This window comes from Sphingomonas citri, from assembly GCF_019429485.1.
In the GTDB taxonomy this organism is placed as follows: domain Bacteria; phylum Pseudomonadota; class Alphaproteobacteria; order Sphingomonadales; family Sphingomonadaceae; genus Sphingomonas; species Sphingomonas citri.
The window spans coordinates 103,596-123,183 of record NZ_JAHXZN010000005.1; the positions used below are offsets into that span (position 1 = coordinate 103,596).

The window sequence follows — 19,588 nt, forward strand, 5'->3', positions numbered from 1 at the left end:
TGGAAGTGAGCGATCGCTATGCTGAAGTAGCTCGGGCGCGGTGGACCTCGTCGTCGCGATCCCACATGCCGCGCGCGGGCATTCTCTCGGGCGCCGCCAGGTCGGCGGCTCGGTCGCGCGGCTCGACGCCACGACGCGGGGATAATGTCACGCTGGTACAGGAGGCGCTGCCGGCGGTACGATGGCTCGACGCACGATTGCGAACGATGATCGGGCAAGTCGACCGCCTCTGCCTCAACCCGCCGGCGGCGGCGCCCGGTCTCGTCGCGGTGCGCCGCTCGGGATGATGGTGAGTCCGCTCAGCTCGCGACGCACGAGCTCAACGCGCCGCGATCAAACAGAAAGGGCGGCCCCGAAGGACCGCCCTGTCGCTTCTCCGAACCGGAGATCGGCTCAGAATTCTTTGTAGAACTGCTCGTTGCCGACGAAGCCCAGCTTGGTGATGTTCGAGCGCTTGATGTCGGCCAGCGTCTGGTCGACCACCGAGTAGCGCGTCGCCGGATCGGGCTGGAACTGCAGCTCGGGTTCCGGGGTCATCGCCGCCGACTGGTCGAGATACTGGCGCAGCACCGTCGAGTTCACCGGGGTGCCGTTCCAAGTGACGTTCCCGGCCGCGTCGATCGCGATCTTGTTCTTGACCGGGTCGACCGGGGGCTTGCGCTGATTGGGGTCGTTGACCGGGAGGTCGACCTTCACCGCGTGCGTCGGAACCGGGAGGGTGATGATGAACATGATGAGGAGCACGAGCATGACGTCGATCAACGGCGTCGTGTTCATCTCCATCATCGGCTCGCCGTCGTCGCGGCCACCACTCATTGCCATGTCAGCTACTCCTGTCCCTTGGCCTTAGCCGGCCTCGCCGGTCTTCGGCTGCGAGATGAATCCGACCTTCGCGAAGCCGGCCATCTGCATGTTGTAGATCGTCCCCGCCACGCAACGCCAGTCCGTGTTGACGTCGGCACGGACATGGGCCTCGGGCAGCTCGAGGTCGGGGTTGCCCGGCCCGCCCTGCCGATCGATCTCGGCCTTCAGCTTCGCCACGGCGCGATCGAGCAGCTCCTGGTGGGTCACCGGGGTGACGCCCCAATAGACCTTGCAGGCGCCGTCCGCCGCGGTGACCGACAGCGAGACGTTCTCTGGCTTGGTCGTGGTCGGATCGAACCGGACGTTCGGGAGCGTGATGCCCTTGACCGTCTGGATGGCGACCGGGACCGCGATCAGGAAGATGATGAGGAGCACCAGCATGACGTCCACGAGGGGCGTCGTGTTGATGTCCGACATCGGTTTTTCAGCAGCGGAGTCACCGCCAACGCTCATCGCCATGGATCAGGCTTTCCTATTCCTTCGTCCCGCCGCGTCCCGCTCCCTGACAGAGCGGTAGCGCGGCGGCCGGTGATCGGCGGAGCCGCCGCGATGGCGGCCCCGCCTGACACCCTTGCCTTACGAGCGGGTCTGCACGCCACCGGCCTGCCCGGCGGTCGTGGTCGCCGTCGCGGGCTTCACCGGGGCCTTCGCCGGGGTGGTGCCGAGCGACGGGCGCACCGCGCCGTTCGAGGCGAGGAAGCCGAGCACGTCGTTCGAGAAGGCCGACAGGTCCTCCGCGATCGACTTGTTGCGGCGCTGCAGCCAGTTGTACGCGAGCACCGCGGGAACCGCGACGACCAGGCCGAGCGCGGTCATGATGAGCGCCTCACCGACCGGGCCGGCGACCTTGTCGATCGAGGGATCGCCCGACGCGCCGATCTTGATCAGCGCGCGGTAGATGCCGACCACGGTGCCGAACAGACCGATGAACGGCGCGGTCGCGCCGACGGTCGCGAGGAAGGCCAGACCACCGCCCAGCTTCGAGTTGATCGCCGACTCCGAACGGGCCAGCGAACCGTGCAGCCAGTCATGCGCCTCGACCGGGTCGGTCAGCTTCGAGTGCTGCTCCTGCGCCGCCAGACCGTCATCGACCAGCTGCTTGTAGGCCGAGTTCTTGTCGAGCTTGGCCGAGCCCTCGCGCAGCGAGTTGCTGGTCCAGAAGTTCGAGCGCACGCGCTTCGCCTGGTTGATGATCTTCTGCTGCTCGAACAGCTTCGAGAACAGGATGTAGAACGACACCACCGACATGATCACCAGGATGGTGAACACCGACTGCGAGATGATGCCGCCTTCCTTGAGCGCCTGCTGCAGGCCGAACTGGTTCTCGGCTGCCGCGGTCCCACCCGCGGCGAGGATGTTGATGATCATTCTTCGTCTTCCTTAAGCCAAAATGTTGTCGGCAGACGCATCCGCGTCGCCACGTTCACGCGGATCAATTCTCCGGAAGCACCCAGCGCACCGGAAGGGTGTAGCTGGACGCGATCGGGTTGCCGGCAGCATCTTGCGCGGGCGAGAAACGCACGCGGGCCTTGGCAATACGGCAGGTCGCCTGATCGAGCGCCGAGGAGTTGCTCGACGTCGTCACCGTACAGTCGCTCACCCGGCCATCCGTGCCCACGGTCAGCTTGGCGACGACACGTCCCTGCTCGCCGGCGCGTATCGCCGAGGGCGGGTAGTTGTCGGCACCGAAGAACTGGCCGGGGTTACCCTTCAGACCGGCCGCCTTGCTGATCGGGCTCGGCGGCGCCGGCGGTGCCGGCGGTGCTGGCGGCGCGACGACCGGCGACGGCACGTAGACCGGCGGCGGAGTCGGGACCGTCGCGACCGTCACGGGCGGCGGGTTCGGGTTCTGCACGATCGGCGGCGGCGACACCACCGGCGGCGGCGTCATCGGCACGTCGGGCGGCGGGGGCGGCGGCTCGTCCGGCGGCGGGGGCGGTGGCTCCTCGACGTCGAACGTGTTCAGCTTCTCAACCTGCTTCTTGACGAAATTTGTCGCGAGGCCGGTAACGAAGGCATAGCCGAGAGCGACGTGGATCAGCGCGACGATCACCAGCGCGCCGATCTTCCCTCCGCTCATCTTCTGGTCAGAATAGGCCATTCAGCAACGAAACTCCCTCATCCTGCGGCCCTTGGGTGGCCGGAGCGGATCCGGCCTGGGTTGTTAACCGTTCCGTAGCATCCCCAGGGGCAGGCCACAGACCGTCGATTCCTATCGCGCCCAATTTGGGCACGCAAACGCTTTCTCGGGCGCAACAAACGTACAAATGAACGGCGACAGATTTATTTCTGTATCGTTCAGGCAGGTTCACGTACCCAGCAGCCATGATCCTACGCCAGATTCGATCCCCGAGGCGAGCCCCCTTCGCGCTGCTCGGGATCATGCTCGCTTTTTCCTCGCTGGCGCCGGCGCCGCTCGCCGCGCAGGGGGCGCGGGCGCCCGCGACTGCACCCGTGGTGGACTATGCCTCGCTCGCCGATCTGGTGGTGCAGAGCCCGCTGATCATCGACGCGACGATTCGCTCCGCCGCCAAGATCAAGGGCGACGAGGCGGCCGGTCTCGCGCCGGGACATACGCGCTTCTACGTCGAGGCCGATGTCGGCACGCTCGTGCGCGGTACCGCCGCGATCCCGCAGCGCGTCGGCTGGGTGGTCGATGCTGCCCCGGACTGGCGGGGCCGCGCGCCCAACCTGAAGAAGCGCCGCGTGCTCGCCTTCGCACGCCCGGTCGCGGGGCGGCCCGACCAGGTCCAGCTCGTCACGCCGGGGGCGCAGCGCGACTGGAGCCCGGCGGTCGACTCGCTCGCCCGTCAGATCGCGCAGGAGGCCAGTGCGCCCGACGCGCCGCCGATCATCACCGACATCCGCAGCGCCTTCCACGTGCCCGGCGCACTTCCTGGCGAGGGCGAGACGCAGATCTTCCTCGTCACCAAGGACAATCGCCCCGCCGCGCTGTCGATCCTGCGGCGGCCGGGCGAGCAGCCGCGCTGGTCGGTCGCGCTCACCGAGATCATCGACGATGCCGCCGCGGCGCCGCGGCGCGACACCTTGCTGTGGTACCGGCTCGCCTGCGCGCTGCCCGCGACGCTGCCGGAACGCGCCACCGCCTCGCTCGAACCGGATGATTCGGCCCAGGCCCAGGCCGATTACCGCTACGTGATCGAGCAGCTCGGTTCGTGCCGAAATGGGACGAATACGACCTCGATCAGCGGCGATGCCGCACGAGGGTGATGCCGATCGACTCGCCCGCCTCGGCGATGGCGAGTTTGACGATCTTCACCGTGACCCGCCGAACCCGCCGGTCCTGGAGAAACAGCGTCTCGGCGATATGGTCCGCCACCGCCTCGATCAGGGTGAAGTGACCCGCCGTGGCGAGTGCGTCGGTCGCGGCATGGCGCAGGTCGAGGTAGTTCTTCGAGGCGCTCAGCGGCGTGTCGGGAGCGTAGCGCGCCGGGGCATCGAGCAGCACGTTGAGCGAGATCCGCAGCGGCTGCGGCAGGTGCGTCTCTTCCGAGTAGATGCCGGTGAGCACCTGCACCACCAGGTCGTGAACCTCCAGCTCCAGCGTGTCGTCGTCCATTTCTCGGGCTCCCGCACTCGGCCGCGCCGCGGCCGCTCATGCCAGCGGACGCGGGTGGACGCGGTCGCCGTGCGAGTCCAGCGCGGCGCGGGGATGGCACGATCGTGGCGATAGCAAGATCGTCGCGATTTGGGGGGATCGCGGTTGCGTTCGGGTACGGTACCGCTAAAGCGCGCGCGCCCGGCGTTCCGGCCGGACACGGGGAAAGCATGCTGTGGCCGAGCTGGTGGCGATCGAGACGGTGGCAGCGGCGGCGGTCGAGTCGCTGCTCGACCGCGCCTTCGGTCCGGATCGTCACGCCCGTACCGCCTATCGGCTGCGCGCCGGCACCGCGCCGCTGCGTGAGCTGAGTTTCGCCCTCATCGACGAGAGCGCGCTGCTCGGCACGATCCAGTGCTGGCCGGTGCGCTTCCTCGGTGACGACGGCGCCGACATACCCCTGGTGCTGGTCGGCCCCGTCGCGGTCGCCCCCGAGCGGCAGCAGGGCGGCCTCGGGCGGCGGCTGACCGCCGCCGCGCTCGCCGCCGCCGACTCGCGCGGGCTCGATCTGATGCTGATCGGCGACCCGGAATATTACGGCCGCTTCTTCGGCTTCAGCGCCGCGGCCACCGCCGACTGGCGACTGCCCGGCCCGGTCGAGCGGCATCGGCTGCTCGCGCGCGGGGCCGGGGTGCCGCAAGGCGCGGGCGAGATCGCGCCGCGCGTCACCGCCGCGGCCTGAACCTTTACCGCCGCCGCGGCGCGCCCTAACTGGCACGCATGCCGATGGCACCCCCACCCGATTTCAGCTCCTTGTCGGTCGCCGACATCGCGCGCCTGTCCGAGACCGACCAGCTTCCCCCGGTCGAGCGCTGGAACCCGACGCATTGCGGCGACAGTGAGATGCGCATCGCGCGCGACGGCACCTGGTACCATCAGGACAGCCCGATCACGCGCACCGCGATGGTGCGCGCGTTCAGCCGCATCCTGCGCCGTGAACCCGACGGCGCTCACGTGCTGGTCACGCCCGTCGAGAAGCTCGACATCGCGGTGGAGGACGCCGCGTTCGTCGCGGTCGAGCTCAAGGCCGAGGGAGAGGGCCGCGGCTCGACCCTCGCCTTCCGGCTCAACACCGGCGACGTGGTGACCGCCTCGGCGGACCATCCGCTGCGCTTCGTCGAGCGCGACGACGGCCCCCGCCCCTATCTGCTCGTGCGCGGCGGGCTGGAGGCGCTGGTGGCGCGACCGCTCTACTATGAGCTGGCCGAGCGCGCGCTCGCGGGCGACGACACGCCGCCGGGCGTGTGGAGTGCGGGCGCCTTCTTCCCGCTCCAGCCGCGATGACGCTGGCCGAGCGGCTCGCCGTCGCGCTGGTGTCGAACGAGGCGACCGCGCTGATCGCGGGCGATGACGGTGACCTCTCGGGCGGTGCCGCGCTGACCGAGGCGGCGGTGCTGGTCGCGGTGACCGACCGCGCGCGTCCCGGCGTGATCCTGACACAGCGGACCGAGGCCCTGCGCCGCCACGCCGGCCAGGTCGCCTTTCCCGGCGGTCGGCTCGACCCCGGCGAGGATGCGGTCACTGCCGCGCTGCGCGAGGCCGAGGAAGAGATCGCGCTGCCGCGGGAGGCGGTGGAGGTGATCGGCCCGTCCGACCGCTATCGCACCGGCACCGGCTTCTGCGTGACGCCCGTGGTCGGCGTGGTTCCCCCCGACCTGCCGCTGGTGGCGAGCGAGGCCGAGGTGGCGGCGGTCTTTGAGGTGCCGCTCGACTTCCTGCTCGACGCCGCGAATCACACCGCGCGCACCGCTACCTTCCAGGGCCGCGAGCGCGCCTATGTCGAGCTATTATGGGGCGAGCGCCGCATCTGGGGCGCCACTGCGGGCATGATCGTCAACCTGTCGCGGCGGCTGCGATGGGCGGCGTGACGCTGCCGGACGCGCCGTGGCGGACCCGGCCGGGGCTCGCCGCATTGGAGCGCGCGCTGGACGCCGCGGGCGGTCACGCGCGCTATGTCGGCGGGGCGGTGCGCGACACGTTGCTGGGGCTCGACGTGGCCGACATCGACCTCGCCACCCCCTTCGTACCGGAAGAGGTGGTGCGCCGGCTCGAAGGCGCCGGGATTCGCGCGGTGCCGACCGGGATCGCGCACGGCACGATCACCGCGGTGAGCGAGGGTTCGATCGTCGAGGTCACCACGCTGCGCCGCGACGTCGCCACCGACGGGCGCCATGCGGTCGTCGCCTTCGCCGACGACTGGCGCGAGGACGCGGCGCGGCGCGACTTCACGATCAACGCGCTCTACGCCGACCCGGTCAGCGGCGCGGTCCACGACTATTTCGGCGGGCTCGACGATCTCGCGGCGCGGCGGGTCCGCTTCATCGGTGACCCGCACCGGCGCATCGCCGAGGATCACCTGCGCATCCTGCGCTTCTTCCGCTTCCATGCGCGCTTCGGCGACATGATCGACGCCGAGGGGCTCGCCGCCTGCGTCGCGCGCGCCAACGACCTGATGGCATTGAGCCGCGAGCGCGTCGCCGCCGAGCTGCTCAAGCTGCTCGTCGCTCCCGGCGCGGTGGCGGTGGTGCGGCTGATGCACGAGAGCGGCATCTTCCGTCCGGTGCTGCCCGAGATCGACGGCGACGGCGTGGCGCGGCTCGCCGCATTGGCCGAGCGCGAGCGTGCCGCCGGGGTCGCGCCCGATTCGATCCGGCGGCTCGCCGCGCTGCTCCCGCCAGCCACCGCCGAGGGTGTGGGTGCGCGGCTGAAGCTCTCGAACGCCGACCGCAAGCGGCTGGTGCAGGCGAGCGCGGGCCCCGGTGACGAGGGTGCGCGCGCGCTCGGCTATCGTGTCGGCACCGCGAGCGCGCTCGACCGGCTGCTGCTCGCCGGCGAGGACTCGGCGTCGCTCAAGGACTGGACGCCCCCCGCTCTGCCGATCGGGGGCGGCGCGCTGGTGGCGCGTGGGCTGACGCGCGGGCCGGAGGTCGCGCGGGTGCTCAGGCGGGTCGAGGATCGCTGGGTCGCCGAAAACTTCCCCGATGCCGCGCGCGCCGAGGCGATCGCCGACGACGAAGTCGCTCAGGCGTTGCGCGCGACCAGGAAAGCATAGGCCGCCTCGGCGTCGAGCGGGCGGGCATAAGCATAGCCCTGGCCGAAGGTGCAGCCGAGCGCGCCCAGCGTCTGCCCCAGCTCGACCGTCTCGATTCCCTCCGCCACCGTGTCCATGCCCAATGCCTTGGAGAGACCGAGGATCGCGCGAACGATGGCGAGCTGGTCGCGATCGGTCAGCATGCCGGTGACGAAGCTGCGATCGATCTTGAGCAGGTCGATCGGGAGCGTGTGGAGCGAGGCCAGGTTCGAGAAGCCGGTGCCGAAATCGTCCATGGCGATCACGGTGCCGAGCTCCTTGAGCGCCATCAGCACGCCCGCGATCCGATCGGGGTCGGCGATGATCGCGCTCTCGGTCAGCTCGAGCTTGAGCCGTCCACCGCCGAGCCCCGCGCCGCCGAGCGCGCGCTCGACCATCCCGGGGATCGAGTCGCGCTGCAACTGGATCGGCGAGACGTTGACCGCTACCGCGGCGCCGCACTCGCCACCCCAGCGACGGTCCCAGCCGGCGAGCGTCTGCATCGCGGTGTCGACCGCCCAGCGGCCGAGCGGGATGATGAGCCCCGATTCCTCGGCCACGGGGATGAATCGCACCGGCGGCACGTTGGTGCCCTGCTCATCGGTCCAGCGCGCCAGCGCCTCGAAGCCGCTGACCTTGCCCGAGGTGAGATCGAGGATCGGCTGATAGACGAGGTGGAGCTGCTCGTTCTCGATCGCGCGACGGAGCGCAGTCTCCATCGCGAACTCCTCGCGCGCGCTATCGAGCGCGCGGGTCTGATACGCCTCGGCGCTCTTGGTCGCCTTGGAGCGCTTCATCGCCACCTGCGCGTGACGGATCACATCCTCGGCATCGTCGGTGGCCGAGTCGCCGAAGGCGATGCCGATCGCGCACGATACGCGCAGCTCGAAGTCGCCCAGCCGGAACGGCGTCGCGAGCGCCTCGCGGATGCGACGCGCGACATGGTCGGCCTCGTGGTCGTGCTGGTCGATCGTGAGCAGCACGCCGAACTCGTCACCGCCGGTGCGCGCGAGCACGTCGCGGCTGCGCAGCGCGCCCTTGATTCGACGCGCCACCGTGATCAGCAGCTCGTCGCCGGTGAGCGAGCCGAGACAGGCGTTGAAGCGGCTGAACCGCTCCAGGTCGATCATCAGCACCGCCCAGCGGGCCGCGCCCTCCTCGATCATCGCCTCGAGCGAGTCGGTGAAGCCGCCGCGGTTGGGCAGGCCGGTGAGGCTGTCGGTCGCCATCTCGCGGCGCAGCGTCTCCTCGGTGCGCACCTCGGCGGTCTGGTCGACGAAGGAGACCACCGCGGTAGGCTCGGGCCGATCAGGGATCAGCGCGAAGCTGAGGCGATAGTGGCGCCGTTCGACCGTCTCGCCGGTCGACCAGTTGATCTCGGCCTGGTCGTGGCCGGTGCGCAGGAACGAGGCGATCAGCGGGTCGATCGCACGTTCCTGCTGCAATCCCGCGCGCACGAAAGCGGGGTTGCTGTTCTCATAGTCGACCCGGCCGGCGCGCAGTCGGGCGATCACCAACGGGATCGGCACGAGCTCGAGCGAGCCGTTTGCCGCGGACAAGCCCAGGCCGGGTGCGACCGCGGTGCGGCCGTGCACGGCGGGAGTCGAGTCGGCCGATGCTGTCACCAGCAGGGGAGAGCGCGTTGCCATCACGATCTGTCCTAGATCGCAACGGTTAAGGCCGGCTTACGGAAAGCAAGTTGGGCCATACCGGTTGTATTTAGCTGCCGCGCGCGAGCGTGCCGGATCGGGACGCCTCGCCTCCGCTCGGGACTAAGGTCAGAAGCGATTGTCGCGCGGGAAGCCGTTCGGCGGCATCCGACCGGCAGCGCCGCGCGCGGTGCGCCATGCCGACAAGTCCGGTTCAGTGCGGATGCGCCCGCTGCCCCCTCCCATCGCCCAGCTCAGCCCCTCGGCGAACACCAGGGTCCGCGCGTCGGCGAGGCCGCCGTCGCGGTAGCGCTGGAGCTGCACCCCCTGCCCGCGAGTCATCTCGGGCAGGTCGACCATCGGGAACAGCGCGAGCTTCCGATTGTCGCCGATCACCGCGACGAAATCGTCGCCGGGCGAGACCGCGTGGACGACGACGAGTCGCGCGCCCGGCCGCGGCGTCATCACCGTCTTGCCCTTGCGCGTCTCGGCGATCACCTCGGCGCTCGGCACGAGAAAGCCGCGGCCGTCGCTCGCCGCCACCAGCAGCCGCTCGGCCGCGCCCGCGCGCAACAGCGCCACGATCGGCACGCTGCCGTCGAGGTCGATCGAGGCGCGCACCGGATCGCCGAAGCCGCGCCCGCCCGGTAGCTTGTCCGCCGCCAGCGTGAAGAAGCGCCCGTTGCCCGCGGCCAGCAGCAATTTGTCGGTGGTGTGCGCGTGAAAGGCGAAGGCGGGGCCGTCGCCTTCCTTGAACTTCATCGTCTCGGGCGCGGATAGGTCGACGTGACCCTTCATCGCGCGGATCCAGCCGCGCTCGGACAGGATCACCGAGATCGGCTCGCGCTCGATCATCGCCTCGAGCGGGATCTCGCGCGCCGCCGCCTGTTCCTCGATCGTGGTGCGGCGCGCGCCGAGCTTGGTCTCGCTGCCGTAGCGGTCGCGTACCTTGGCGAAGTCGCGCTTGAGCCGGGTGCGCTGGCGCGCCTCCGAGCCGAGCAGCTGGGTGAGCGTGTCCTGCTCCTTCTCCAGCGCGTCGCGCTCGCGGCGCAGCTCCATCTCCTCCAGCCGGCGCAGCGAGCGCAGCCGCATGTTGAGGATGGCCTCGGCCTGGCGGTCGGTGAGCGCGAACTCCGCCATCATCACCGCCTTGGGCTCGTCCTCGGTGCGGATGATCTCGATCACGCGGTCGAGATTGAGGAAGGCGATGATATAGCCGCCGAGCAGCTCGAGCCGGTCGGCGATCTTGCCGAGCCGGTGCTCGGTGCGCCGGCGCAGCACGACGAACTGATGCTCGACCCAGGCCGCCAGCGCCTCGCGCAGCGACATGACGCGCGGCGTGCGGTCCTTGTCGAGCACGTTGAGGTTGAGCGGGATGCGCGTCTCCAGGTCGGAGAGGCGGAACAGCCCGTCCATCAGCACCTGCGGGTCGACGGTGCGGCTGCGCGGCTCGAGCACCAGCCGGATCTCGGCGTCGCTCTCGTCGCGCACGTCGGCGAGGATCGGCAGCTTGCGGTCGTTGATCAGCGCGGCGATCTGCTCGATCAATTTGCCCTTCTGCACGCCGTACGGGATCTCGCTGACGACGATGGTCCAGCCGCCGCCCTTCTCGCGCTCGACCGCCCAGCGCGCGCGCACGCGGAACGCACCGCGTCCGGTGGCGTAGGCCTCGGCGATGATCGCGGGTGAGTCGACCAGCAGGCCGCCGGTCGGAAAGTCGGGGCCTTGGACGTGCGCGAGGATCGCGGCGTCGTCGGCGTCGGGCTTGTCGACCAGCAGGATGGCGGCCTCGAGCAGCTCGGCGGCATTGTGCGGCGGCACGCTGGTCGCCATGCCGACCGCGATCCCGGCCGCGCCGTTGGCGAGCAGGTTCGGGAAGGCGCCGGGAAAGAGCTCGGGCTCCTGCTCCTCGCCGTTGTAGGTCGGGCGGAACTCGGCGGCGTCCTCGTCGAGCCCGTCCATCAGGTCGATCGCGACCTGGGTCAGCCGCGCCTCGGTGTAGCGATAGGCCGCGGCGTTATCGCCGTCGATGTTGCCGAAATTGCCCTGCCCGTCGACCAGCGGATAACGCAGCGCGAAATCCTGCGCGAGCCGCACCATCGCGTCATAGACCGACTGGTCGCCGTGCGGGTGGTACTTGCCGATCACGTCGCCGACGACGCGCGCGCACTTCTTGTAACCGGCGGCCGGATCGAGCCGCAGCAGCCGCATCGCCCACAGCAGCCGGCGATGGACCGGCTTGAGCCCGTCGCGCACGTCGGGCAGCGAGCGCGCGGTGATCGTCGAGAGCGCGTAGACGAGGTAGCGTTCGGACAGGGCGCTGTCGAAGGGCGCGTCGAGCACGCCGACGGGCGGGTTGTCCGGGGGAAGAGCGGTCGCGTCGGTCGCCATGGAACAGGCTGCTAGCAGCGCGCGGGGCCGTTCCACAACCGTTCCGCGTCGGTGGCGGGTCGGCTCAGCCGCCCGCGGCGGCGCGGTCGCGGTCCAGCGCCTCGATCAGCCACTCGCGAAAGCGCCGGATCTTGAGCACCTTGGCGCGCGCCTCCGGGTAGACCAGCCAATAGGCCTCCCCCATCGACGAGAGCTGCGCGAAGGGCCGCACCAGCCGGCCGGCGACGAGGTCGTTGTGCCAGAAGAAGGGCGTCAGCATCGCCACCCCCTGCCCCGCGATCGCGGCGTGTCCCTCGTGCGCCTGCGAGTCGAGTCGCATGCCGGTCCGCCGCGCCTCGACCACGTCGAGCCCGGCCTCACGCAGCCACTGCGCCCACCACGGGTCCTGCGCGCTGATCAGCGACAGCTGGAGCAGGTCGACCGGATCGAGCCGCCCGCCCTGCTCGGCGAGGAAGCCGGGCGAGCACATCGGCGTGAAGTCGAGCGGCAGCAATTCGTGCTGCGCCAGCCCCGGCCAGCCGCCCGGCCCGGAGCGGATCGCGACGTCCACCTCGTCGGCGGCGAAGTCGGCGAGCGTGTTGCTGGTCCACAGCCGCACCGCGGTCGACGGGTGCGCGAGGTGAAAGCCGCCGAGCCGCCACGCCAGCCAGGTATTGGCGAAGGTGTTGGTGACCGAGACGGTGAGCACCGCCTCGTCCTCGGCGCGCAGCCCGGCGAAGGCGGCGTCGATCGAGTCGAACGCCGCGGCGAGCTGCGCCCCGGCACGGCGACCCGCCTCGGTGAGCATCACGCGGCGGCGCTCACGGCGGAACAGGGGCACGCCGAGTCGCTGCTCGAGCAGCCGGATCTGGTAGCTCACCGCGGCCTGGGTCATCCCCAGCTCGCCCGCGGCGGCGGTGAAATTCTCGTGGCGCGCAGCGGCCTCGAAGACGCGGACGGCGGCGAGCGGCGGGAGCTGGCGCATGTTTGTAGCATAAGCGTCACTTATCAACTCGGGCCAGCTCTTTGTTGGCATGCTGCATCCGCGAAGCGTATCTGAGAAGCTCCAGAGATGGAGGACGGTCATGAACATGGATTTCGAGAGCGAAGCCTTTGCCCGCCACCACGAGACGCTGTCCGGCGGTGTCCACACGTTCGTCGAATCACTGATCGCGGGGATCGCCGCCTTGCAGCGCCGACGCTTCGCCGCTCCTTGGCGGGCGGCCCCGAAGCGCGCGCGCTGAGCGATCATTGCCGCGCTTTCCGGGACGAGCGGAGGCTCGGCGGGATCGATCGGCGCGGGTCGTGCGCTACACGCGGGTGCGCCGGCAGGCCTCGGGCCGTCGCGCACCCACGCCACGCACGGGAGCCGCTGTTTGCCACGCTACGGGATGATCGACGGCCTGCGCGGTTTCTTCCTCGTCTTCATGCTGATCAACCATCTCGTCTTCCAGGGCGAGCTGTGGTTGCAGCGGATCAATCACAATCAGTTCGCCTATGTCGAGGACGCGCAGGGCTTCGTCTTCCTGTCCGGGCTGATGATCGGGCTGGTCTATGGCCGCAAGATGCTCAAGCTCGGCGCCCCCGCGGCGAGCCGGCTGGTCTGGGCGCGCGCCTTCGAGCTGTACCGCTACGCGATGGGAATCGTGATCGCGGTGCTGCTCGCGCGGCTGGTGCTGCCCGACGCGTCCCGGCTGTGGGGCAATTGGCTCGGCCATACCAGCCTCACCGGCGAACCGCTGCGGCTGTTCGCGATCGCCACTTTCGTGTTCCAGCCGACGGTGATGGACATCCTGCCACAGTACGTCCTGTACATGCTGGTGGCGCCGCCGATTCTGAGACTGTGCCTCGACGGGCGTGTCGCGCTGGTGGCGACCGTCTCGGGATTGCTGTGGCTCGCCGGGCAGCTAGGCTTCCAGCACGCGCTGACCGATCCGCTCGGGCGCTGGTTCACCGCCTCGGACGATCAGGGGCTGCGCGCCGGCTTCAACCTGCTCGGCTGGCAGATCGTGTTCTTCTCCGGGATGATCGCAGGGGCGCTGACCGCCTCGGGCCGGATCGAGTGGCACCGGCTGCTCCGCCCACAGGCGAGCGGCGTCGCCAAGATCGCGCTGGCGGTGTGCCTGTTCTTCCTGCCGATCCGGCTGCTCACCGCGCGCGGCATCCTTTCCGACACGGTGATCAAGCGGATCGAGCTGCTCGAGGTGCGCGCCGATTTCAGCCTCGTCTACCTCGTCAATTTCGCCGCGGTGGCGATCGGGCTGGCGTGGCTGATGATCGCCGGCCCGCAGCACGCGCGCGCCTGGGTACGGCAGGTCGCCGGCGTTGTGCGCGGGCTGTTCTCGCTGCCCTTCCTGCGGCTGCTCGGGCGCCACTCGCTCTACGTCTATGTGTGGCACGTCGCGATCGTCTACGGGGTCTATTACGTCGACCAGCGCTACGGCCCCTTCCCGGTCTGGGCGCGAACGCTCTGCGCGGTGGCGGGGGTGGCGCTGCTCACCCTGCCCGCGCTGTGGCGCGAGCGCGGCAAGCGCCCCGCCTCCGCGCCGACCCGGACCCCGAGCGAGGCCTCGTCGTGACGCGCGCGGCGCTTGCCGCCGCGCTGCTGCTCGCGTCATGCTCTGCGCCCATGACCGCCCCGATCGCACCGCACCGAATGCTCACCTGGGCCGACCTGACCGCGCGACCGCGCCCGTCGCCCGACCGCACGCTCTCTTACGGCGACGACGCGATGCAGAAGGTGGACGTATGGCTGCCGAGCGGCGGCGCGCGGCCGTATCGCACCGTGCTGATGGTCCACGGCGGCTGCTGGCAGACCGGGATCGCCGACCGGCGGCTAATGGACTGGGTCGCCGACGACCTGCGCCGCGCGGGCTATGCGGTGTGGAACATCGACTATCGCGGCGTCGACCGTGCCGGCGGCGGCTATCCCGGCACCTTCGCCGACGCCGCCGCGGCGACCGACCTGCTGCGCGCCGAAGGACCGGCGCTCGGGCTCGACCTGCGCCATGTCGTCGCGCTCGGTCATTCCGCCGGCGGCCATCTCGCGCTGTGGCTGGCGGGGCGCACCCGCCTTCCCGCGGACAGCCCGCTGCGCCGCGCCGACCCGTTGCCGATCGCGCACGTCATCAGCCTCGGCGGCCTGCCCGACCTGGAGGCGACCGCCGCCAGCCCCGACAATGGCTGCGGCACCGAGGTGGTCACGCGGCTGGTCGGCGGCGGCCGCGCCGATCTCTATGCCGACACGTCGGTGCCGCGTCTGCTGCCGCTCGGCGTGGCGCAGGACCTCGTCAACGGGCGCGAGGACCGCATCATCCCCTATCGACTCGCCACCGACTATGTCGCACGCGCCATGGCGGCGGGGGATCGAGCCACGCTCCACACCGTACCGGCGACGGGCCATGTCGAGCTGGTCGCACCCGACACCCCCGCCTGGGCCGAGACCAAGCGGCTGCTCGCGCGCGCCTTCGCCCGCTAAGGCGATTTGCAGCCACCCCGCCCTTCCCCTATAGGCCGCATGATTCCCGCCCCGGCCGCGCGACCTGCTCCGCCGGGGCGCTCCTTTTCCGAGGGTGAGCGATGGCACGGCGGCGGCAGATCTACGAGGGCAAGGCGAAGATCCTCTACGAGGGTCCCGAGCCCGGCACGCTGATCCAATATTTCAAGGACGACGCCACCGCGTTCAACGCCCAGAAGAAGGGCACGATCAACGGCAAGGGCGTGCTCAACAACCGCATCAGCGAGCACATCTTCACGTTGCTCGACCATATCGGCGTGCCGACCCACTTCATCCGCCGCCTCAACATGCGCGAGCAACTGATCCGCCAGGTCGAGATCGTCCCGATCGAGGTGGTGGTGCGCAACGTCGCCGCGGGCTCGCTCTCGAAGCGGCTCGGGATCGAGGAGGGCGTCAAGCTGCCGCGCACGATCCTCGAATATTATTACAAGGACGACGCGCTCGGCGATCCGATGATCTCGGACGAGCATATCGCCGCCTTTGGCTGGGCCAGCCAGGATGAGATGCACGACATCGCCGACCTGGCGATCCGCGTGAACGACTTCCTCAGCGGCCTGTTTGCCGGGGTTGGCATCCGGCTGGTCGACTTCAAGCTGGAGTTCGGCCGCATCTGGGACAATGATTACAGCCGCATCATTCTGGCGGACGAGATCAGCCCCGATGGCTGCCGGCTGTGGGACATGGAGTCGAACGAGAAGCTCGACAAGGATCGCTTCCGCCGCGACCTCGGCGGCGAGGTCGAGGCCTATCAGGAGGTCGCGCGCCGGCTCGGCCTGTTCCCCGAGGGCGGCGAGACCGCGGTGCTCGACATGGAGAGCCATCGCAAGCGACGCGGCAAGTGATCGCGTCCGCGCCGCGGTCGGAGGTTGCCCCGCGCGGCGCACCGCGGCATAGCGCGCGACCATGAAACTGCGCATCCATGTCACACTCAAGCCCGGCGTGCTCGACCCCCAGGGCAAGGCGATCGAGCACGCGCTCGCGGGCCTCGGCTTCCAGGGCGTCGCCGGCGCGCGCGTCGGCAAGCTGATCGAGCTCGACGTCGCCGAGGGCACGTCCGACGCGGACGTCGACTCGATGTGCCGCCAGCTGCTCGCCAACACCGTGATCGAGAACTACCGGATCGAGCGCGCGTGAAGACCGCGGTCATCGTCTTCCCGGGCTCGAACTGCGATCGCGACATCGCGGTCGCGCTGGAGCGGGTGACCGGGCGCGCGCCGGCGATGGTGTGGCATCGCGACACCGAGCTGCCCGAGGGCGTCGGCCTGGTCGCGGTGCCGGGTGGCTTCTCCTACGGCGATTATCTGCGCTCGGGCGCGATGGCGGCGCGCTCACCGATCATGCGCGCGGTGGCGAGCGGCGCCGAGCGCGGCCTGCCGGTGCTGGGCGTGTGCAACGGCTTCCAGGTGCTCACCGAGGCGGGGCTGCTGCCGGGCGCGCTGATGCGCAACGCCGGGCTCAACTTCGTCTGTCGCGACGTGACCCTCGCAGTCGACAATGCGCAGAGCGCCTTCACCAGCCGCTACGCCGCGGGCGAGCGCGTCGTCTTCCCGGTGGCGCACCACGACGGCAATTACGTCGCCGACGCCGACACGCTCGACCGGCTCGAGGGCGAGGGGCGAGTCGCCTTCCGCTATGCCGAGCCGGTCAACGGCAGCGCGCGCGACATCGCGGGCGTGCTCAGCGCGCAGGGCAACGTGCTCGGCCTGATGCCGCACCCCGAGCGTCGGGTCGAGCCGGCGCACGGCGGCGACGACGGGCGGCGGCTGTTCGAGGGGCTGCTGGAGGCGGTCGGCGCCTGAGCCGCACCGCTCGCCGGCGGGTGAGCCGGCTTACACCCGTGCGCGGAAGGGCGTGAAGTTCGTGTCGCGGTCGTAGACGTCGACGCCTTCGACGCGCTTGAGCCAGCCGACCACCAGATAGGTCACCGGCGTCAGTGCCGCCTCCCAGCCCGTCTTCAGCGCCCATTGCGTGAACAGCACGACCACCACCAGGTGCGGCGTCCAACCCGGCGCGCCGAGGAAGGCGAGCGGGTAGAAGATCAGGCTGTCCACCCCCTGCCCCGCGATCGTCGAGCCGATCGTGCGCATCCAGAGGTGGCGCCCCTCGGTCATCACCTTCATTCGCGCGAGCACGTAGGAATTGACGAACTCGCCCGCCCAGAAGGCGCACATGCTGGCGAAGACGATCCGCGGCACCTGGCCGAACACCGCCTCATAGGCGGCCTGGTTGCCCCAGTCGGGCGCGGGCGGCAGCGCCACCACCACCCAGGCCATCGCCGCCATGAAGACGGTGGCCGCGAAGCCGACCCAGATCACGCGCCGCGCATGCGCATAGCCGTACACCTCGGTCAGCACGTCGCCGATGATATAGCTCACCGGAAAGAACAGGATCCCCGCGCCGAACGGCCAGTCGCCGATCCCGGGCAGCGCCACCCGCGCGACCTTGCCTGCGCCGAGCACGTTCGACAGCAGCAGGATCGCGACGAACGCCGCCATCACCAGGTCATAGTAGCGGAAATGCGCCGCGGCGACGCGCGCGGCGTCGGTCGGCGGCGGAGTGCGCGAGGGCTCGGCCATGAGCGCGATCATGCCGGCCATTCCTTCCGCCTTCAATCCGCGCTAGGCGGGACGGCGGGCGCCCGTAGCTCAGTTGGATAGAGCAAGGAGCTTCTACCTCCTTGGTCGGGGGTTCGAATCCCTCCGGGCGCGCCACCTTCCGGTTTCTTGATCAACTTTAGTGAGTTGCCGTGGTTACCCGCACATTCACTAACTTCGACATTTGCTACGCTTAGCCTGTATCAAGATAACCCCGAGTTCCTACGTATTTTTTGGAATAGCACCGGGGATTCTTGTCGGCGTGGCCACTTTGGGTCAGCACGGACCAACTATATTTGGTCTGGCCCACCGCCTTTATCTTGCTCATCGAGCCCTCGTTCCATCAGGCGAAACATTTACCCAAGTTTAGTTGATTCGGTATACCGGCAGCTTGGAGAAGTTGGTCCGCCACGCGGTTCGACCCGGAAAGGTGGGAAGGAAGCCCTATGATTCAGTGGTTCAAGGCGCAGGCGCCGATCCGGACGAAATTCACCACGCTGCTGCTCGCCTACGGCGCGCTGGCCGCCCTCCCCGTGGCGACCACGGCATGGGCAACGGCGGACACGCGTCTGCTCGGCGTCGCGGGGGCAGCCTGGGCCGCTATCGTGATCGTGACGCTCGTCGCGCGCAAACTGATCTGTGATCCGTACGTCGACACGGTCGTGCGCATGGAGGGTCTCGCCAAGGGCGATTTCACGACGCCGATCCGCTACACCGATCACGGCGACTGTGTCGGCCGCATGACAAAGGCGATGGATGTGTTTCGCCGCAACGGCGTCGCGCTCGAGGAGTCCTCGGCGGCGCAGCGCGTCGTCGTCACCTCGCTCGGCACAGGGCTCGAGCGGCTCGCCGCGAACGATCTGACCTATCGTATCGAGACCGCCTTCTACGCCGACTACGATCGGCTCCGCCTCGACTACAATCGCGCGATGGAGGCGATGTCGGACGTTCTCGGCGCGGTGACCGCGGCCAGCCAGGGCATCGACAATGGCGCGGCGGACATTCGCAGCGCGTCGGACGAGCTCTCGCAGCGCACCGAGCAGCAGGCCGCCAGCCTGGAAGAAACCGCCGCGGCGATGGAGGAGATCACCTCCACCGTGCGCGAGACCGCGGACGGCGCCGATCGCGCGCATCGTGCCGTCACCGGCGCGCGCGAGGAGGCCGAGCATTCCGGCGGCGTCGTCCGTCGCGCGGTCGAGGCGATGGGCGGGATCGAGCGCGCCTCCAACGAGATCAGCGAGATCATCAGCGTCATCGATGGTATCGCCTTTCAGACCAACCTGCTGGCGCTCAACGCCGGCGTCGAGGCCGCGCGGGCGGGTGACGCGGGGAAGGGCTTCGCGGTGGTGGCAAGCGAGGTGCGCGCGCTCGCGCAGCGCTCGGCCGACGCCGCCCGTGACGTCAAGGCCAAGATCACCGCCTCAACCGAGCAGGTCGACGCGGGAGTCGGCCTCGTCAGCGAGACCGGCAGCGCGCTGGAGCGGATCATCGCGCGTATCGGCGAGATCAGCACGCTGGTGGCGACGATCGCCAACTCGGCCAAGCACCAGGCTACCGGGCTACAGCAGATCAACACCGCGGTCAGCGAGATGGACGGGGTGACCCAGCAGAACGCCGCGATGGTCGAGGAAGCCACCGCGGCGGCGCGTAGCCTGGCCGACGAGGCCACTCAGCTCGCGGCTCAGGTGGCACGCTTCCGCTTGACCAAGACCCGCCCTGCCACCGCGATCGTTGCCGCGGCCTCACCGGTCCATGAGCTGCAATCACGCGCGGCCAGCGCCGGGCGCGAGATCGCGCGCGGCGCGCGTCAGCGCAGCGTGACCGGCACCAACGGTACCGCGCTCGCGGTCGCGCAGGACGACTGGTCGGAGTTCTGATTCGACTCAGGTCGAACGCCATGCTCAA

Annotated in this window: 22 protein-coding genes and 1 tRNA gene; 14 read left to right on the top strand and 9 right to left on the bottom strand. The window is 69.7% G+C overall.

Translation table 11 applies throughout. The features are described 5' to 3' along the window. Window positions 1–65: 65 nt before the first annotated feature. On the top strand, window positions 66–287 hold the full coding sequence (locus KZ820_RS14540; protein ID WP_219749338.1) for a hypothetical protein: 222 nt from the start codon (window positions 66–68) through the stop codon (window positions 285–287). 106 nt (window positions 288–393) lie between these two features. Here KZ820_RS14540 and KZ820_RS14545 read toward each other — a convergent pair whose 3' ends face one another. From KZ820_RS14545 to KZ820_RS14560, 4 genes are all read right to left on the bottom strand, one after another. After that, window positions 394–822, bottom strand: coding sequence for an ExbD/TolR family protein (locus KZ820_RS14545; protein WP_183943233.1), 429 nt, complete (start codon window positions 820–822; stop codon window positions 394–396). 24 nt (window positions 823–846) lie between these two features. After that, complete coding sequence (locus tag KZ820_RS14550) at window positions 847–1,323, bottom strand: ExbD/TolR family protein (protein WP_219749339.1); 477 nt, start codon at window positions 1,321–1,323, stop codon at window positions 847–849. A 117-nt stretch (window positions 1,324–1,440) separates the two neighbouring features. Then, window positions 1,441–2,232 (bottom strand): MotA/TolQ/ExbB proton channel family protein, encoded by a 792-nt coding sequence (locus KZ820_RS14555; protein WP_183943231.1) that lies wholly within the window; start codon window positions 2,230–2,232, stop codon window positions 1,441–1,443. Window positions 2,233–2,296: 64 nt separating this feature from the next. Beyond that, window positions 2,297–2,965: an energy transducer TonB gene (locus tag KZ820_RS14560; protein WP_219749340.1), complete on the bottom strand. Its 669-nt coding sequence runs from the start codon at window positions 2,963–2,965 to the stop codon at window positions 2,297–2,299. Window positions 2,966–3,246: 281 nt separating this feature from the next. On the opposite strand from KZ820_RS14560, the gene KZ820_RS14565 reads away from it, so the two are divergent. Further along, complete coding sequence (locus KZ820_RS14565; RefSeq protein WP_258048213.1) at window positions 3,247–4,095, top strand: hypothetical protein; 849 nt, start codon at window positions 3,247–3,249, stop codon at window positions 4,093–4,095. On the opposite strand, the gene KZ820_RS14570 is transcribed toward KZ820_RS14565, so the two are convergent. Beyond that, window positions 4,070–4,444 carry a dihydroneopterin aldolase gene (locus tag KZ820_RS14570; protein ID WP_183919830.1) on the bottom strand — a complete coding sequence of 125 codons (375 nt, stop codon included), beginning with the start codon at window positions 4,442–4,444 and terminating at the stop codon, window positions 4,070–4,072. The genes KZ820_RS14565 and KZ820_RS14570 overlap by 26 nt on opposite strands. Window positions 4,445–4,658: 214 nt before the next feature. On the opposite strand from KZ820_RS14570, the gene KZ820_RS14575 reads away from it, so the two are divergent. Genes KZ820_RS14575 through KZ820_RS14590 form a run of 4 tightly spaced genes read left to right on the top strand, consistent with a single transcriptional unit; the run spans window position 4,659 to window position 7,535 of the window. Continuing rightward, window positions 4,659–5,165, top strand: coding sequence for a GNAT family N-acetyltransferase (locus KZ820_RS14575; RefSeq protein WP_219749341.1), 507 nt, complete (start codon window positions 4,659–4,661; stop codon window positions 5,163–5,165). Between the two features lie 38 nt (window positions 5,166–5,203). Further along, window positions 5,204–5,767, top strand: a complete 564-nt coding sequence (locus KZ820_RS14580; RefSeq protein ID WP_219749342.1) for a DUF1285 domain-containing protein — start codon at window positions 5,204–5,206, stop codon at window positions 5,765–5,767. Next, on the top strand, window positions 5,764–6,351 hold the full coding sequence (locus KZ820_RS14585) for a CoA pyrophosphatase (RefSeq protein WP_219749343.1): 588 nt from the start codon (window positions 5,764–5,766) through the stop codon (window positions 6,349–6,351). Before KZ820_RS14580 ends, KZ820_RS14585 begins: the two co-directional genes overlap by 4 nt. Continuing rightward, the gene (locus KZ820_RS14590) at window positions 6,339–7,535 is read left to right on the top strand and encodes a CCA tRNA nucleotidyltransferase (RefSeq protein WP_219749344.1); all 1,197 of its coding nucleotides are present in this window, start codon (window positions 6,339–6,341) and stop codon (window positions 7,533–7,535) included. Before KZ820_RS14585 ends, KZ820_RS14590 begins: the two co-directional genes overlap by 13 nt. Here the strand turns inward: KZ820_RS14590 and KZ820_RS14595 are convergent. The 3 genes from KZ820_RS14595 to gcvA form a co-directional block, all read right to left on the bottom strand. Beyond that, on the bottom strand, window positions 7,505–9,202 hold the full coding sequence (locus KZ820_RS14595) for a putative bifunctional diguanylate cyclase/phosphodiesterase (RefSeq protein ID WP_219749345.1): 1,698 nt from the start codon (window positions 9,200–9,202) through the stop codon (window positions 7,505–7,507). The genes KZ820_RS14590 and KZ820_RS14595 overlap by 31 nt on opposite strands. A 129-nt stretch (window positions 9,203–9,331) precedes the next feature. After that, window positions 9,332–11,593, bottom strand: coding sequence for a DNA topoisomerase IV subunit A (parC, locus tag KZ820_RS14600; RefSeq protein WP_219749346.1), 2,262 nt, complete (start codon window positions 11,591–11,593; stop codon window positions 9,332–9,334). Between the two features lie 64 nt (window positions 11,594–11,657). Then, window positions 11,658–12,557 (bottom strand): transcriptional regulator GcvA, encoded by a 900-nt coding sequence (gene gcvA, locus KZ820_RS14605; protein ID WP_219749347.1) that lies wholly within the window; start codon window positions 12,555–12,557, stop codon window positions 11,658–11,660. 100 nt (window positions 12,558–12,657) lie between these two features. Here gcvA and KZ820_RS14610 point away from each other — a divergent pair, with 100 nt between their 5' ends. From KZ820_RS14610 to purQ, 6 genes are all read left to right on the top strand, one after another. Further along, complete coding sequence (locus KZ820_RS14610; protein WP_183919815.1) at window positions 12,658–12,816, top strand: hypothetical protein; 159 nt, start codon at window positions 12,658–12,660, stop codon at window positions 12,814–12,816. Between the two features lie 132 nt (window positions 12,817–12,948). Continuing rightward, window positions 12,949–14,151, top strand: coding sequence for an OpgC family protein (locus tag KZ820_RS14615; RefSeq protein WP_219749348.1), 1,203 nt, complete (start codon window positions 12,949–12,951; stop codon window positions 14,149–14,151). A 50-nt stretch (window positions 14,152–14,201) separates the two neighbouring features. Beyond that, window positions 14,202–15,050: an alpha/beta hydrolase gene (locus tag KZ820_RS14620; protein ID WP_219749349.1), complete on the top strand. Its 849-nt coding sequence runs from the start codon at window positions 14,202–14,204 to the stop codon at window positions 15,048–15,050. A gap of 101 nt (window positions 15,051–15,151) precedes the next feature. Continuing rightward, on the top strand, window positions 15,152–15,931 hold the full coding sequence (purC, locus tag KZ820_RS14625) for a phosphoribosylaminoimidazolesuccinocarboxamide synthase (protein WP_132907417.1): 780 nt from the start codon (window positions 15,152–15,154) through the stop codon (window positions 15,929–15,931). A 61-nt stretch (window positions 15,932–15,992) separates the two neighbouring features. Next, entirely contained in the window at window positions 15,993–16,223 is a 231-nt protein-coding gene (purS, locus tag KZ820_RS14630; RefSeq protein WP_219749350.1) for a phosphoribosylformylglycinamidine synthase subunit PurS, read from the top strand. Further along, window positions 16,220–16,888, top strand: a complete 669-nt coding sequence (gene purQ, locus KZ820_RS14635; protein ID WP_219749351.1) for a phosphoribosylformylglycinamidine synthase subunit PurQ — start codon at window positions 16,220–16,222, stop codon at window positions 16,886–16,888. The genes purS and purQ overlap by 4 nt, the downstream gene beginning before the upstream one ends. Window positions 16,889–16,918: 30 nt before the next feature. Here the strand turns inward: purQ and KZ820_RS14640 are convergent, their stop codons facing one another. Continuing rightward, complete coding sequence (locus tag KZ820_RS14640; protein WP_219749475.1) at window positions 16,919–17,665, bottom strand: queuosine precursor transporter; 747 nt, start codon at window positions 17,663–17,665, stop codon at window positions 16,919–16,921. Window positions 17,666–17,723: 58 nt separating this feature from the next. Between KZ820_RS14640 and KZ820_RS14645 the strand changes: the two genes are divergently transcribed. Both KZ820_RS14645 and KZ820_RS14650 read left to right on the top strand, forming a co-directional pair. Beyond that, a tRNA-Arg gene (locus tag KZ820_RS14645) sits at window positions 17,724–17,800 on the top strand. A gap of 329 nt (window positions 17,801–18,129) precedes the next feature. Next, a complete protein-coding gene (locus KZ820_RS14650; RefSeq protein WP_219749352.1) occupies window positions 18,130–19,560 on the top strand; it encodes a methyl-accepting chemotaxis protein in 1,431 nt (476 codons plus the stop codon). Window positions 19,561–19,588: the final 28 nt, after the last annotated feature.